Source organism: Actinoplanes sp. NPDC026619, from assembly GCF_040638295.1.
Lineage (GTDB): Bacteria > Actinomycetota > Actinomycetes > Mycobacteriales > Micromonosporaceae > Actinoplanes.
Genome location: NZ_JBEZYA010000001.1, coordinates 544,605 through 558,037, shown reverse-complemented (window position 1 = coordinate 558,037; position 13,433 = coordinate 544,605). Strand labels below are relative to the sequence as shown.

The window sequence follows — 13,433 nt, the reverse complement described above, 5'->3', positions numbered from 1 at the left end:
ACCGATGCACCACGCGAATTACTACTACGGCCACGCCCACATCCTCGCCCGGTACTGCCGGCTCGCCGAGCCGCTGGACCCGCCGCGCATTCAGGGCTACCTCCAGCACGGGTGGAACATCGGCGACGGCATGGCGCCCGGCGTCCCGTTCGTCGAGGGCAGCCGGCTGCTGGTGTGGTCCGAGCAGACCCGTCGCCGCGCGTGGTCGCAGGGCCGCCGCGACGCGGTCGTGGTCGGCTCGCCGTTCGCCTACCTCGCCGCCATGGACGCCTCGCCTCCGGAAAAACAAGAGGAGCGCGAAGGCACCATCTTCTACCCCTTCCACGGCTGGGAGGGGCAGCAGGTGATGGGCAACCACCAGCGCCTCATCGACGAGTTGAAGGCGCACGAGACCGGCCCGATCACCGCCTGCCTCTACTGGAACGAGTTCCGCGAGCGCGGCATCCGCAAGGTTTACGAGGACGCCGGCCTGCGGGTCATCTGCCACGGCTACCGCGGCTTCTGGTGGCGCGACACCGACCGGGAGTTCCTGGTGCGGCAGCTGTCCGAGCTGCGCCGGCACAAGCGGGTGGTGTCGAACCGGTTGTGCAGCGCGATCTGGTACGGCCTGCTGGCCGGCTGCCAGGCCGCGGTCTACGGCGATCCGATGGTGCTCGCCGACGCCGACCTGACCTTCGGCGGCGAGCCGCGCCTGCACCGGCAGTGGCCCGAGGTGTACGGCTACGACCCCGACCCGGTGGCCGGCCGCGAGATCGCCGTCGCCGAGCTGGGCGCCGACGTCCTGGCCACGCCCGAGGAGCTGCGCACCCATCTGGGCTGGATCAAGATCCCGGTCGCGGCGTAACTTCGGGGCATGCCCGAGTTGATCGCCCCCACCCTCGACCTGGAAAGCGCCTGGCAGGACGCACACCGCGAGTGGGGCCCCGGGCAGCACGAGGACGGTTTCGCGCTCCGCCCGTCGGACGAGGTGGACACGCCCGCGGGCTTCGCGGCCTGGGTGGCGCGGCTGTCGTTCGACGAGGACCCGGACCAGCACCACGACGCCGGCCACGTCTACCGCTGGATCGTCGAGGACGGCCGGGTGCTGGGCGGCATCGCGCTGCGTTACGAGTTCGACGGCGCCACCCCGCCGATGGGCCACCTCGGTTACGGCATCCGCCCCTCGCAGCGGCGGCGCGGCCTGGCGAGCTGGGCGCTGATCCGGATGCTGGACGAGGCCCGCGCGGTCGGCCTGCGCCGCGTGCTGGTCATGTGCGACGCGGCCAACACCGCGTCGGCCCGCACCATCGAACGCGGCGGCGGCCTCCTGGACGACATCCGGGAAACGCCGTTCGGCCCCGCTCGCCGTTACTGGATCACCCTTTGAGATAACGCAGCACGGCCAATACACGCCGATGATCCGATCGGTCGTGAATCAGGTCCAGCTTGGTGAAAATGGCGGTCACGTGCTTTTCCACGCTCCGCTCGGCCAGATGCAACGACTCGGCGATGGCCACGTTCGACCGTCCCTCGGCCAGCAATCCGAGGATTTCCCGCTCCCGGGCCGACAACCGGGCCAGACCCGCGTCCACCTGCGGCGCCGCCAGCAGATGCCGCACCACTTCCGGGTCGAGAGCGGTGCCGCCGTCGGCCACCCGCCGCAGCGCGCCGACGAATTCGTCGGTGCTGACGATCCGATCCTTCAACAGATAACCGACCTTTCCCGCGTTCTCCGAGAGCAGCCGTCGCGCATAACTGGTCTCCACCCACTGCGAGAAAACCAGAACACCGATCGATGGGTACGCCGCCCGTATGGTCAACGCCGCCCGAAGCCCCTCATCGGTATGCGTGGGCGGCATCCGCACGTCCACGACGGCGGCATCCGGCTGTTCCTTCTTCACCGCCTCGAGGAGCGCCGCGCCGTCGCTGACCGCCGCGACCACCTCGATGTCGTGCTCCCCGAGCAGCAGCACGATCCCGTCCCGGAGCAGCGGGTTGTCCTCGGCGATGGCAACGCGCATCTCAGTACTCCCGGGGCAGTGTCATGGTCACGATGGTCGGCCCGCCCGCCGGCGACGCGATGTGCAGCTCCCCGTCGAGCGCCGCGGCCCGCCGCATGAGCCCGGCCAGCCCGGTCCCGGCCCCGCTGCCGTCCGCGCCGCTGGTTTCGGCCGCGCCGCCGTGGCCGTCGTCGCGGACCGTCAGCATGAGGCGGGTGGCGTCGTCGGTCACGGTGATCCAGGCCCGGGTCGCGCCGGCGTGCCGGGCCACGTTGGTGAGCAGTTCCGCGACGGTGAAGTAGATCGCCGAGGCGGTGGCGTCGGGGGGCCGGCCGGCCAGGTCGACCGCCACCGCGGCCGGCACCGCGCTGCGGCCGGCCAGGGTGGACAGCGCCACTTCCAGGCCGTCGTCCAGGGCCGGTGGATGCAGGCCGCGGACGATGTCGCGGAGCTCGGTCAGGGCCTCGGTGACGGTGTCACGGGAATCGGCGGCCAGATCGCGTACCTCGGCCTGGTCGGTCTTGTGTTCGATGCGCGCGAGTTGGACGCCCAGCGAGACCAGGCGGGCCTGGGTGCCGTCGTGCAGATCACGTTCGACGCGGCGCAGCAGCGCCGCCGCATCGGCCTGCAGGGCCGCCCGGCCCGCCTCCAGCTGGGCGATGCGCCGCGCCGCCCGGCTGGGTTGCAGCAGCGTGCGCACCAGCCACGAGTCGGCCAGCACGACCAGCCGGATGAACCAGGGGAGGGCGAACAGCAGCAGCGCACCCTCCCCGGCGGCGATCCAGGTCTGCGCCCAGGTGTGGGCGTCGAGGGCCTCGAGCGGGTTCACGTCGAGGAACCACCAGATCGGATAGGTGAGCGCGGCCAGCCCGCTGCCCAGCGCGATGATCGTCAGGTAGGCCGCGGTGTAGATCAGCACGAACCCGAGGAAGCAGTACGCGAGGGCGCGCCACGCGGTGCTGTCGGCGAGCGGGAAGCTGCTGGCCGGCTCGACGTCCGGCCAGTCCTGCCCGAGCAGTTTGCGGGCCACCGCCCGGAAATAGCGCGGCGTGCGCCGGGCCAGCGCGAGAAGCCCGGTGAGCAGCGCCAGCCCGAAGATCACCACCGACAGCGCGCAGGCGGCGATGCCGAGCAGCGCGAGCGCGAACGTGGGCAGCCGCAGCACCGCTCCACTCAGCACGAACCCCAGCTCCCGCCACCAGCGCCCGGTTGCCCAGACGCGATAGACCTGGGCCGCGCCACTCAACCGATGGCCTCGATCGGTGGGTGGCGCAGCATCGCGGCCGCGGGCAGCGCCAGGCCGGCCACGACCAGGGCGGCGGTGCCGATGATGCCGCCGGCCAGGAACGGCGGTGGCACCCACGGCAGCCACGTGCCCAGCGCCGTGTGCAGCAGTGGCAGCAGCGTGGCCGCGGCCACGACGGACCCGGCGGCGAGGGCGGTGGCGGTCACCACCAGAGCCTCGCAGATCACCACCCGCAGCGTGTGCCCCCGGGTGGCGCCGACCAGCCGCAGGACGGCCGGATCCCGGCGCCGGCCCTGCATGACGGTGATCAGCGTGTTGACCGCGGCGATCGCCGCGTAGAGCGCGTAGACGCCGGTGCCGGCATAGGTCAGCCACCGGTCGGCGGCCGTCATGGCCACCCCGGTGACGTGTTCGGTGGTGCTGCCCAGCACGATCGTGAACGCCGCGAACCCGACCGCCAGCGTCAACGGCACCAGCGCCCCGGACAGCGACCGGCTGCGGGCGACCACGTTGTCCGCCGCCACCCGCCCGACCGGCCCGAACAGCCGTGCCACCGGGGCGGCCATCCGCAGCAGCACCGGGCCCAGCATCCCGGTGCCGAAGCACATCGCCAGCATGACGAAGAGGCCGGCATTGTCGGCCGTCTCCGCGTCCAGTCCGCTGATCACCACCGAGAGGGCCAGGCCGCCGCCGACCAGCAGCAGGCCCAGCGGGGTGCGCACCCGCCCGCTGCGGCTGCCGGCCGCCGCCTCGGCCAGCGCGACCGCCGGCCGCAGCCGGGCCGGGCGGATGGCCGCGATCATGGCGCCGAACAGCGAGGTGCCGATGGTGACCGCGAACGCGATCGGCACCGTCCCGCCGTGCACCCGGAAGGTCACCTCGCCCGGCACGATGCCGTGGCCGACCAGCCCCTGCACCCACCAGTAGCCGAACAGCAGGCCGAGCGGCACCCCGGCGATCGTGGCCGGCACGGCGACGAGGGCGGCCTGCGCCGCGATGGCCCGCCGGACCCGGGCCGGGGTGGCGCCGACCGTGCGGAACAGGGCGAGGTCGCGGGCCTGGTCGGCGATCGCGGTGCTCATCGTCACCCCGACGATCAGGATGGACAGATAGATCGACGCCACCAGGAACAGCACCCCGATGTCGGCGACGCCCTGCTCGGTCATCGTGGCCCGCTGGGCCGCGGTCAGCGGCGCGCCGTCGAGCGAGGCGAGCGCGCACAGGCCGATGGTGACCAGCGCGGCGGCGAGGGCCTGGGTGGCGCCCGGCCCGAGGAACGCCCACGGATTGCGCCGTAGCGCCTGCCGGATCATGCCGCTTCTCATGCCGCCACCGCCGACACGCCGCGCAGCCGGTCGGCGATCTCCGCGGCCGCGGGCGCCGGCCCGTCGTGCGCGATCTCGCCGTCGTGCAGCAGGACGAGCCGGTCGCTCCACGCGGCGGCGGCCGGGTCGTGGGTCACCATCAGCACGGCCGCGCCGTCGCGGTCGGCCGCCGCCCGCAGCAGCGCCAGGATCCGCCCGCCGGTGGTCGGGTCGAGGGCTCCGGTCGGCTCGTCGGCGAAGACCACGGCCGGCGCGGTGACCAGGGCGCGGGCGATCGCGACGCGCTGCCGCTGACCGCCGGAGAGCTCACCGACCGGCCGCTTGCCGAAGCCGGCCAGCCCGACCTGGGCGAGCACCTCGTCGACCGTGTGCCGGCGCGGGCCGCCGAGCCGGAACGGGAGCGCGACGTTCTGCCGCACGCTCAGCTCGGAGAGCAGGTTGTAGGCCTGGAAGACGAAGCCGGCGTGGTCGCGCCGCAGCCGGGTGCGCTGCGCCTCGCCCATGGTCGTGAGGTCGTGCCCGGCCAGTCGCACCTGCCCGCCGGTGGGCAGATCGAGGCCGGCTGCGCAGTGCAGCAGGGTGCTCTTGCCGGAGCCGGTGGCGCCCATGACGGCAACGAACTGACCGGCCGGTACGTCGAGGGACACGTCCCGCAGCGCGACCACACCACGCGGGTAGCGCCGGGACACCGAGGTCATCGAGATGACGGATTCCATGTGTCCACCCTGGTCGGCGGTGATCGGCAGAACATCCGGGCGAGCACGGCGACCGGGGTGCGGTTAACCGCACCATCGTGCTTGCGCCAATAGGTTTGCTGTGGAAACCTATTGGCATGACCGCCAACTCGATACCCGAGGCTTCCGATCCGCGCCGGTTGCTGTCCGACCTGCGCGCCCTCTCCCGCCGTGTGCGTCTCGACCAGCGGATGACCTGGGCGGCGCTGCTGGTGCTGGCTGTGGCGACGTTCGTGGCGATCCCGTTCGACTGGTTCGGCATGTGGGTGCGGTGCCATCCCGACGGCAGTTGCGAGTTCGCGCGCCGGGGCATGCTCTATTACTGGATGCCGGCGCTGCTGGTGGCGTACGCGACGATCGCCATGTGGTACCTGCGGGCCGCCCGGTCGCGGGGGCTGAGCGCCCGTGTTCTGCCGTACGCGATCACCGGCGCCGTCACGTCCGCCGTGTTCCCGGCCGCCTGGCTGGCCGTGCATCTGTACTTCGAGAGCCACCCGTACCCGGACTCGCCCCTGCCGTACTGGTATCTCGTGCTGGACCGGCTGGTCATGCCGTGGGGCACGATCGGCGTCACGCTGCTGGTGCTGGCCTGGCTGGAACGCAACGTCGCGCTGCTGGCGTTCACCGTCGGTTACCTGGCGCTGGTGCTGCTGGTGCTGCCGATGAACTTCGGCTTCGGACCGCCGCACTTCGCCATCCGAGTGGGCATGGCGGTGCCCCAGCTCATCGTCGGGGTGGTGCTGCTGGCGGGCGCCCTGCTCTTCCGGGCCGCCCAGCGGCGACAGCGGTGAGGGTCGTGACCGACGCTCCGGACCCGGACGCCGCACACCCGGTCAACGGGCTGGACGAGGTGGTGCACCAGCGGGTGCGCCTGGGGATCCTCACCATCACGCACGAGGCGCGCCGGGTCGAGTTCGGCTACCTGCGCACCCAGCTGGAGTTGACCGCCGGCAACCTCTCCAAGCACCTGAGCGTGCTGGAGGAGGCCGGCCTGATCGAGGTCGAGAAGGGTTACGAGGGCCGGCGCGGCCGCACCTGGATCACCCTCACCGCGGCCGGCGGCACCGCGCTCGCCGCGGAGATCGGCCGGCTCAAACAGCTCATCGCCCGCGTCGAGACCACCGAACCACGGGAGGACCGTTGACAACCCGCCGGCGTCTGCTCACCGCCGCTCTCGCCGTCCCGATCGGCTACGGATGGGCGGCGGCCCCGGCGGCGGCCGCCGCCCCGGCCCGGCTCACCCTGCCGGCGCCGACCGGGCCGAACCGGATCGGCACCGTCTCGCTGCATCTGGTCGACCGGGGCCGCGACCTGATGGCCGGCATCTGGTACCCCGCCCGGAACACCGGCCGGTATCCGGTGGCCCCGTGGATGCCGGCCGCGCCGCTGCATGCGCTCCTCGCCTCCGCCGACCTCGACGCCGATGTCGCGGCGCCGCGCACCGCCGGCCACGAGGGGGCGCCGGCGCTGCCGGCCGCCGGGCGGCGACCGGTCGTCGTGTTCTCGCACGGCTCCGGCGGCCACCGGTCCGAGGCCACCATCGTGGTGCAGGAACTTGCCAGCCACGGGTACGTCGTGGTCACGGTCGACCACCCGGGCGACTCGTTCAGCGAGCTCCCGGACGGCCGGACCACCGTCCCCGGCGACGTCTCGGTCACCCCGTGGGACCACGCCCGCGACATCCGGTTCGTGCTGGACCGCATCGAGGACCTCGCCGCCGGCCGCCGTCCGCTGCCGGCCGGCCTGGGCGCCGCGATCGACCCGCACCGCATCGGCATGTTCGGCTGGTCGAAGGGCGCGACCGCCACCGCCCTGGTGATGAACGCCGACCGGCGCGTGCGGGCCGGGCTCAGCCTCGACGGCCCGATGCTGTCCCAGCCGAGCCCCGCCGATCTCGACCGGCCGTTCATGCTGATGACCGCGGAGTTCACCCCCGGCGCCGAGGAGTCCGGCGTCGCCGAGTTCTGGCCGCTCCTGCACGGCTGGCGGCGCCAGGTGCACACCGAGGGCGCGCTGCACGGGGGTTACTGCGACCACCAGTGGCTGATCCCGCAGCTGGCGGCGATCACCGGGATGAGCGACGACGACCTGGCCGGCTGGATCGGCACCCTCGACCCGGCCCGGGCGGTGCGCATCCAGCAGGCGTACCCGCTGGCCTTCTTCGACCTGCACCTGCGCGGTCAGCGGCAGCGCCTGCTCGAGGGCCCGAGCCCGGCCTTCCCGGAGGTGCGCTTCGTCCCCTGACCCGCGCGCTCAACCCGGCCAGAGGGCGGCGGCCGGCCGGCGCAGCAGGCCGGACAGTTCGATCTCGGCGGGGCTGGGGCGGCCGTCCGGGGCCATGCCCACGGCCCGGTGCGCGCCGGCGATGCGGCGGTCCAGGATGTGGCCGATCCACTGCCGGACGTTCGGGTCGCCGGGGTTGCGGCAGCCCGAGGTCCACCAGACCTCGATGTAGGTGGCCGCGAGGATCGCCTGCTGCCGGCGCGGATCCGGCAGTTGCGATTCCTTGACGGTACGGCGCGGGCAGCGGCCGGTCCATCTCCATTCCCTGAACGGGGGACAACCCCACCCCTCCGGGTCTATGCGGTCAGCCGGTGTGCTCGACGTGCGTGAGCAGCTCGGGGGTACGGCGCTTGTCGGAGCCGTCCGCCGCCGCGGTCAGCGCGGTGTCGGCGGACGCCCCGCTCGCGTCCGGCGGCACGACCAGCAGGTCGAACCGGTCGCGCCCGAACTCGCTCATGACGCTGATCAGCCCGGACGGCTGCGACGTGTACCAGCCGAGGCGGACCGCGCCGCGTCCTTCGCCGACTCGGCGCGGGTGGGGCAGGTGCCAGTCGGCCGAGCTCAACAGCACGTGGGTGATCACACCGCGGTCGCCGCCCAGGGCCGTGATCAGGGCGGGAAGCTCGTCGATCGCGTTCGTCGACCGGGGCCACCAGCCGCCGTCGAGAACGGTGGTCCGTGACGAATGCGGGTCCATCCGGAGGCGTACGGCATCGTCGGGTGCTCTGGTGGTTCGGCTGTTCGTGGTCTGGGTCATCCGGGGCCTCTCTTCCGACGGCATCCGCGCCCCCGAAATCGGGCGACGTGCGTTCGACGGAAGACGTCGAGAGGCGGGCGTGACCTCACGGTACGCGCCCGGGGTGCCGACGGCGCGTAGAGTCACGGGTGATCGATGGCGTCGCCATCGGTCGCTCGGCCCGGCGACCGCCGGCCGCCGCGTTTCACCGGCCTCGGTGGACCTCGTCCTACGCCTGTCATCGGCTGGGCCCGCGCCTGCGTTTGGTCCCCGACGACGGGAATGCTTCATGGCGCCATCGACCACCCCGGACTCGTCCGGCCCGTCCCGCGTGCGGTTCGAGCCGCTCTGGGATCACCACACCTGGCTCGCCGGGACCTGGTGGCCGGGCTCCGGCGATCCCGCCACCGAACTGCCCGAGCTGGTGCCGGCCCTCGACCGGGCGCACGGCCGGGTGACCCGGCTGCTGCTGAGCGCCGCCGGCTGGACGGCGCGGCCGCACCATGTGTTCGCCGCCGGGCACGCGGTCAGCGTCAGCTACCAGGCCGGCCAGTCCCCGTGCATGATGACCGTGCTCTGCGCCGACGGCAGCAGTTTCACCATGCACGTGGCCCAGCCCGGCCCGGTGCCCGAGAACGCGCCGGTGCCGGTCCGATGATCCCGGCCCCACCGCGCCCGGCCGGCCGCATCATGAACGAGGCGTTCTACCGCGCCGTCGTCGCGGCCGGTCGCGCGCCGTCGGCGCACAACACGCAGCCCTGGCGGTGGCGGGTGAACGGCGGTCTGCTCGACCTGTTCGCGGACCACGACCGGATGGCCGGAGTGTCCGATCCGGACGGGCGGCTGACCGTGATCAGCTGCGGCGCCGCCCTGCACCACGCCCGCCTGACACTGGCCGCCCACGGCTGGCGGGCGACCGTGACCCGCCGCCCCGACGCCGGCGATCCGACCCACCTGGCCCGGCTGACCATCGACGGCGCCGCCCCGGTCAGCCCGGACACCGCCGAGTTGGCCCGGGCCATCAAGCGGCGCCACACCGATCAGCGCCCGGTGACCGGCCGGCCGATCGAGCCGGCGACGCTGCAGACCATCGGCGACGCGTTCCAGGCTCAGCGCGTCCACTTCGGGGTGTTGCGCCCCGACCAGATCCTCGCCCTGGCCGTGGCCACCGCCGGCGCCGCGAGCGCCGGCCCGGCCAACGCCCAGTGGCACGCCGAACTGGCCCGGTGGGCCGGAAGCGACCGCATCGTGGCCGCCCCCGACGGGGAGCAGTTGCCGGCCGCGTCCGCCGAGAGCGACCGGGCGGCGACGTTCGCGGTGCTGCACGGCCCGGCCGACCAGGCGCTCGACTGGCTGCACGTGGGCGAGGCGCTCTCCGCCGGCGCCCTGGTGGCGGCCGGTCTGGGCGTCTCGGTCCTGCCGTTCAGCGCCCCGATCGAGCACGCCGACGCCGGGCGGATCCTCGGCCGGGCCATCCCGGAGCTGGGTTCCCCCTACGTGATGCTCCGCCTCGGCCACCACGCCACTGAAGCGGACACCCCGCCGACCCCGCGACTGCCGGCCGCGCAGACGATGGAGTCGGCGGGGTGAGTGTTACAGCTTGGCGGAGATGATCGGCGCCAACTGGTCAGCCACCTTGCGGTGCCCGGCGTCGGTCGGGTGGGTGCCGTCGGTGTAGTCGGCCGCGACGAGCCAGCCCTCGGTGGGGACGTAGAAGACGTTGGCGTCGCCGGCCGTGTTGCGGGACTGGACGGCGGCCTTGGTCTCGGCGCCGAACCGCTTGCAGAATGTCTGCATGGCGAAGATCTTGGCGGCCGGGTACTTCGCCCGGACCTCCTCCAGCAGGTGCAGGTAGTGCGGCTGGAACGTCGTCGTGTGGGTGCCGTGGGCCAGGTCGTTGGTGCCCAGGTTGATCACCACGGCGTCGGCCCGGTAGCGGGTGAAGTCCCAGTTCGCCGACGTGGCCGAGCTGTTGGTCTTGAGGAAGTAGTCCTCCAGGCCCACGCATCCGTCGGCCGTCGTCACCAGGCAGGCGCCGCCCTGGGCGACCTGGGTGTGCCGCGCCCCGAGGCGTTCGCCGATCAGCCAGCCGTACGCGGTCAGGGCGTTCTTCGAGGTCGTCGTGCCGACCGTGATCGAGTCGCCGATGAACTCGATCAGCTTCGCCGGCGGGGTGACGGCGTAGGTCTTCGCGCCCGAGTCCAGCACCAGGCCCTGGAAGACCGCGTCGCCGTGGTAGGAACCGGCCACCACCCGGTAGGAGACGCGCAGCGTGTGGTTGCCGCTCGCCAGCTTGGTGGGGGTGAGGTTGACGGTCCCGGTCTGGTTGGTGAGGTACTGATCGGCGCCGCCGTCGATGCTGTAGTAGAAGTCGATGCTGTTGCGCTGCTTCAGTTTCACCGTGGTGCCGGTGAAGCCGGTGGTCAGATAGGCGCCGGCCCAGCCGGGGACGTAGGCGGACGCGTTGCTGGTGTCCCAGCGGCCGGTGAAGGTGATGTTGGCGTCGGTGGGGGAGCCGTCGCCGGTGGCCGCGAACGCCGATGACGGCATGCGCGCGACCAGGCCGGCGACCAGCGCGACGGTGGCGGCGACGAGTGCGGCGCGCACGACGCGGCGGGGGTGTGCCATGGGGGACCGTCCTTTCGGGAGCGCTCCCAATCGTTACGAGGAGATTAACGACTGTCAATACATACGGCGGAAAGCGCTTGCCTGGATCTTGCGTGGGATACTCACCCGGCCATGGTTGCCTTTGAACTCGCGGTCCAGGACTCGCACGGCCTGCACGTGGCGGCCCGCCTCGGCGTCGACCGCATCGAACTGTGCTCGGCCCTTCCGCTCGGCGGGCTCACGCCGTCGCTCGCCCTCATCGAGGCCGCGGTGGAAACGCCCGGCATCCCGCCCGTGCACGTGCTGATCCGCCCCCGGCCGGGCGGCTTCGACTACGCCCCGGCAGAGGTGGACATGATCGTCCGCGACGTCCGGCACGCGCTGGCCGCCGGCGCCGCGGGGGTGGTGATCGGCGGGGTGCGCGCCGGCGAAATCGATGCTGGGCTGGTCGCCCGGGTGATGGACGTGGCCGGCGCGGCACCGGCCGTCAACGGAGTCGGCCGGCCGGGCTGCGGCGCGGAGGTCACCTTCCACCGCGCGTTCGACGTGCTGGGTGATCCGAGCGAGGCTCTCGACCGCCTGGCCGGGCTGGGCGTGAAGCGGATCCTGACCTCGGGCGGGGCCGCTGCCGCCGGCGATGCGGTGCCGGAGCTGGCGCGGCTGGTGAAGGCCGCCGGCGGCCGGATCGAGATCATGGCGGGCGGCGGGGTGCGGCCGGAGATCGTGGGCGACCTCGTCACGGCGGGGGTAGCGGCGGTGCACGCCTCCGGCAAGGGAATCGTCACCGGCGAGCCGGGGGTCAAGCTGGGCAGTGCGGACCGGAGCGAGCGGGAGACGACCGACGAACGAGAGGTAGGCCGCCTCCTCGCGGCGCTCCGGTCAACCGAGGAGCATTCGCCGGAGGCGGAGACCTCCACCTCCGGCGAGCGGTAACTCGGTCAGTGCATGACCACGGGGGTCGGGACGGCGCCTTCCTCGGCTGACAGCGCCTCGGTGACCGGCGGCCGCTTGCGCGGCAGGAACGCGATCGGGATGAACGTCACCAGCACCAGGAAGAAGCCGACCCAGAACGTGCTGGCGAACGAGTCCGCCACGAACGCGAGACCCCGCTGGATGATCTCCGGCGGGACCGGCAACTGGCTGCCGTGCTGGGCGGCGATCGCCGCCTGGGCCTCGGTGATCGGCTCGCCGGACGACGGGTCGTTGAGGCCGGGGATCGGGGCCGAGCCGTTCAGGTGGCTGGTCAGGATCACCGACATCGTCGCGGTGCCGATCGAGCCACCGATCTGCTGCATGATGTTGACCAGCGTGGAGCCGCGGGCGACCTCGGGGCCGGTCAGCGTGCGCAGGGCGGACGTCATGATCGGCATCATCGTGCCGCCCATGCCGAGGCCCATCACGAACAGCGAACCACACAGCAGCAGGTACGACGTGTCCGTGCCGACCTGGGTGAACGCGAAGAACCCGGCGGCGATCAGAGCCATCGCGAACGGCACCGTGCGCCCCACCGGGATGCGGTCGGCGAGCATGCCGGCGATCGGCATGGTGATCATCGCGCCGATGCCCTGCGGCGCCATCAGCAGACCGGCGTGCAGCGTGGACTCGCCCCGCACCTGCAGGAAGTAGCTGGGGAACAGCAGGCCGGCGCCCATGAACGCGATGATGAACACGAACAGCGAGATCGACGAGATGGCGAGCCGCTTGTTGCGGAACAGCCGCAGGTCGAGCAGCGGGTGCTTGGGCTTGAACGAGTAGAACACGAAGCCGATCACCAGCAGCGCGCCGATCAGCATCGTCACCCACACCTTGGTGGCGGTGATCGTGCCGGTCTCGGGCAGTGACGAGACGCCGAACAGGAACAGCGCCAGGCCCGGCGAGAGCATCAGCATGCCGACGAAGTCGAACGACTCGGACGGCTTCGGGTCGTCCTTGGGCAGCGCGAACTGCGCGTAGACCAGGCCGATGATGCCGATCGGCAGGTTGATCAGGAACACCCAGTGCCAGCTTGCCGCCTCGATCAGCCAGCCGCCGAGGATGGGGCCGCCGATCGGGCCGAGCAGCATCGGGATGCCGAGGACGGCCATCAGCCGGCCGATCCGCTCCGGGCCGGCGGCCCGGGTCATGATCGTCATGCCGAGCGGCATCAGCATGCCGCCGCCCAGGCCCTGGATCACCCGGTAGGTGACGAGCTGCTCGATCGAGCCGGCCGTGGCGCAGAGCACCGAACCGGCCGTGAACAGGAACAGGGCCAGCATGTAGAGCCGTTTGGTGCCGAACCGGTCGGCGGCCCAGCCACTGAGCGGAATCACCGTGGCCAGGGCCAGGGTGTAACCGGTGAGCGTCCACGCGACCTGCGCGTAGGTGGCGTCGAACTCGGTCTGGAAAGTGGGCAGGGCGACGCTGACGACCGTGATGTCGAGAATCGACATGATCGCGCCCAGAACCACCACGCCGGCGATCTTGAGAACGGCGGCGTCCAACTTGGCAGGCTGTGCAGCTGCCGTGTCAGTCACGAGAAACTCC

15 protein-coding genes are annotated in these 13,433 nt (G+C 72.4%); 8 read left to right on the top strand and 7 right to left on the bottom strand.

The annotated features are described in order from the left end of the window. Nucleotides 1-4: 4 nt before the first annotated feature. Together AB0E90_RS02750 and AB0E90_RS02745 are read left to right on the top strand one after the other, a co-directional pair. The gene (locus tag AB0E90_RS02750; protein ID WP_360398261.1) at nt 5-844 is read left to right on the top strand and encodes a hypothetical protein; all 840 of its coding nucleotides are present in this window, start codon (nt 5-7) and stop codon (nt 842-844) included. A gap of 9 nt (nt 845-853) precedes the next feature. Then, nucleotides 854-1,366, top strand: coding sequence for a GNAT family N-acetyltransferase (locus AB0E90_RS02745; RefSeq protein WP_360398259.1), 513 nt, complete (start codon nt 854-856; stop codon nt 1,364-1,366). Here AB0E90_RS02745 and AB0E90_RS02740 read toward each other — a convergent pair. The 4 genes from AB0E90_RS02740 to AB0E90_RS02725 are packed head-to-tail and all read right to left on the bottom strand — an operon-like array spanning nt 1,356 to nt 5,266. After that, complete coding sequence (locus tag AB0E90_RS02740; RefSeq protein ID WP_360398257.1) at nt 1,356-2,000, bottom strand: response regulator transcription factor; 645 nt, start codon at nt 1,998-2,000, stop codon at nt 1,356-1,358. The two genes, AB0E90_RS02745 and AB0E90_RS02740, sit on opposite strands and share 11 nt — an antisense overlap. A 1-nt stretch (nt 2,001) precedes the next feature. Then, complete coding sequence (locus AB0E90_RS02735; protein WP_360398255.1) at nt 2,002-3,225, bottom strand: sensor domain-containing protein; 1,224 nt, start codon at nt 3,223-3,225, stop codon at nt 2,002-2,004. After that, nucleotides 3,222-4,550 carry an ABC transporter permease gene (locus AB0E90_RS02730; RefSeq protein ID WP_360398253.1) on the bottom strand — a complete coding sequence of 443 codons (1,329 nt, stop codon included), beginning with the start codon at nt 4,548-4,550 and terminating at the stop codon, nt 3,222-3,224. The genes AB0E90_RS02735 and AB0E90_RS02730 overlap by 4 nt, the downstream gene beginning before the upstream one ends. Then, entirely contained in the window at nt 4,547-5,266 is a 720-nt protein-coding gene (locus AB0E90_RS02725; RefSeq protein WP_360398251.1) for an ABC transporter ATP-binding protein, read from the bottom strand. Before AB0E90_RS02725 ends, AB0E90_RS02730 begins: the two co-directional genes overlap by 4 nt. 116 nt (nt 5,267-5,382) lie before the next feature. Here AB0E90_RS02725 and AB0E90_RS02720 point away from each other — a divergent pair, with 116 nt between their 5' ends. The 3 genes from AB0E90_RS02720 to AB0E90_RS02710 are packed head-to-tail and all read left to right on the top strand — an operon-like array spanning nt 5,383 to nt 7,528. Continuing rightward, nucleotides 5,383-6,075, top strand: a complete 693-nt coding sequence (locus tag AB0E90_RS02720; RefSeq protein WP_360398249.1) for a hypothetical protein — start codon at nt 5,383-5,385, stop codon at nt 6,073-6,075. A 5-nt stretch (nt 6,076-6,080) separates the two neighbouring features. After that, nucleotides 6,081-6,428 (top strand): transcriptional regulator, encoded by a 348-nt coding sequence (locus AB0E90_RS02715; RefSeq protein WP_360398247.1) that lies wholly within the window; start codon nt 6,081-6,083, stop codon nt 6,426-6,428. Beyond that, nucleotides 6,425-7,528, top strand: coding sequence for an acetylhydrolase (locus AB0E90_RS02710; protein WP_360398245.1), 1,104 nt, complete (start codon nt 6,425-6,427; stop codon nt 7,526-7,528). Before AB0E90_RS02715 ends, AB0E90_RS02710 begins: the two co-directional genes overlap by 4 nt. 343 nt (nt 7,529-7,871) lie before the next feature. Here AB0E90_RS02710 and AB0E90_RS02705 read toward each other — a convergent pair whose 3' ends face one another. Further along, on the bottom strand, nt 7,872-8,324 hold the full coding sequence (locus AB0E90_RS02705; RefSeq protein WP_360398243.1) for a DUF5994 family protein: 453 nt from the start codon (nt 8,322-8,324) through the stop codon (nt 7,872-7,874). 268 nt (nt 8,325-8,592) lie between these two features. Here AB0E90_RS02705 and AB0E90_RS02700 point away from each other — a divergent pair, with 268 nt between their 5' ends. Further along, a complete protein-coding gene (locus AB0E90_RS02700) occupies nt 8,593-8,961 on the top strand; it encodes a DUF5994 family protein (RefSeq protein WP_360398241.1) in 369 nt (122 codons plus the stop codon). After that, nucleotides 8,958-9,893, top strand: coding sequence for a nitroreductase (locus AB0E90_RS02695; RefSeq protein WP_360398239.1), 936 nt, complete (start codon nt 8,958-8,960; stop codon nt 9,891-9,893). Before AB0E90_RS02700 ends, AB0E90_RS02695 begins: the two co-directional genes overlap by 4 nt. Before the next feature lie 3 nt (nt 9,894-9,896). Here the strand turns inward: AB0E90_RS02695 and AB0E90_RS02690 are convergent, their stop codons facing one another. Further along, nucleotides 9,897-10,931, bottom strand: coding sequence for a GDSL-type esterase/lipase family protein (locus AB0E90_RS02690; RefSeq protein WP_360398237.1), 1,035 nt, complete (start codon nt 10,929-10,931; stop codon nt 9,897-9,899). 111 nt (nt 10,932-11,042) lie between these two features. On the opposite strand from AB0E90_RS02690, the gene AB0E90_RS02685 reads away from it, so the two are divergent. Further along, the gene (locus AB0E90_RS02685) at nt 11,043-11,843 is read left to right on the top strand and encodes a copper homeostasis protein CutC (protein WP_360398235.1); all 801 of its coding nucleotides are present in this window, start codon (nt 11,043-11,045) and stop codon (nt 11,841-11,843) included. Nucleotides 11,844-11,848: 5 nt separating this feature from the next. Here AB0E90_RS02685 and AB0E90_RS02680 read toward each other — a convergent pair whose 3' ends face one another. Beyond that, nucleotides 11,849-13,423, bottom strand: a complete 1,575-nt coding sequence (locus tag AB0E90_RS02680) for a DHA2 family efflux MFS transporter permease subunit (RefSeq protein ID WP_360398233.1) — start codon at nt 13,421-13,423, stop codon at nt 11,849-11,851. Nucleotides 13,424-13,433 lie beyond the last annotated feature (10 nt).

What these genes read in the sequence shown, in the direction of transcription:
- AB0E90_RS02750 (WP_360398261.1), top strand. Translation starts at nt 5, where the DNA reads ATGCACCACGCGAATTACTACTACGGCCACGCCCACATCCTCGCCCGG.
- AB0E90_RS02730 (WP_360398253.1), bottom strand. Translation starts at nt 4,550, where the DNA reads ATGAGAAGCGGCATGATCCGGCAGGCGCTACGGCGCAATCCGTGGGCG.
- AB0E90_RS02745 (WP_360398259.1), top strand. Translation starts at nt 854, where the DNA reads ATGCCCGAGTTGATCGCCCCCACCCTCGACCTGGAAAGCGCCTGGCAG.
- AB0E90_RS02685 (WP_360398235.1), top strand. Translation starts at nt 11,043, where the DNA reads ATGGTTGCCTTTGAACTCGCGGTCCAGGACTCGCACGGCCTGCACGTG.
- AB0E90_RS02705 (WP_360398243.1), bottom strand. Translation starts at nt 8,324, where the DNA reads ATGACCCAGACCACGAACAGCCGAACCACCAGAGCACCCGACGATGCC.
- AB0E90_RS02740 (WP_360398257.1), bottom strand. Translation starts at nt 2,000, where the DNA reads ATGCGCGTTGCCATCGCCGAGGACAACCCGCTGCTCCGGGACGGGATC.
- AB0E90_RS02720 (WP_360398249.1), top strand. Translation starts at nt 5,383, where the DNA reads ATGACCGCCAACTCGATACCCGAGGCTTCCGATCCGCGCCGGTTGCTG.
- AB0E90_RS02690 (WP_360398237.1), bottom strand. Translation starts at nt 10,931, where the DNA reads ATGGCACACCCCCGCCGCGTCGTGCGCGCCGCACTCGTCGCCGCCACC.
- AB0E90_RS02700 (WP_360398241.1), top strand. Translation starts at nt 8,593, where the DNA reads ATGGCGCCATCGACCACCCCGGACTCGTCCGGCCCGTCCCGCGTGCGG.
- AB0E90_RS02695 (WP_360398239.1), top strand. Translation starts at nt 8,958, where the DNA reads ATGATCCCGGCCCCACCGCGCCCGGCCGGCCGCATCATGAACGAGGCG.
- AB0E90_RS02725 (WP_360398251.1), bottom strand. Translation starts at nt 5,266, where the DNA reads ATGGAATCCGTCATCTCGATGACCTCGGTGTCCCGGCGCTACCCGCGT.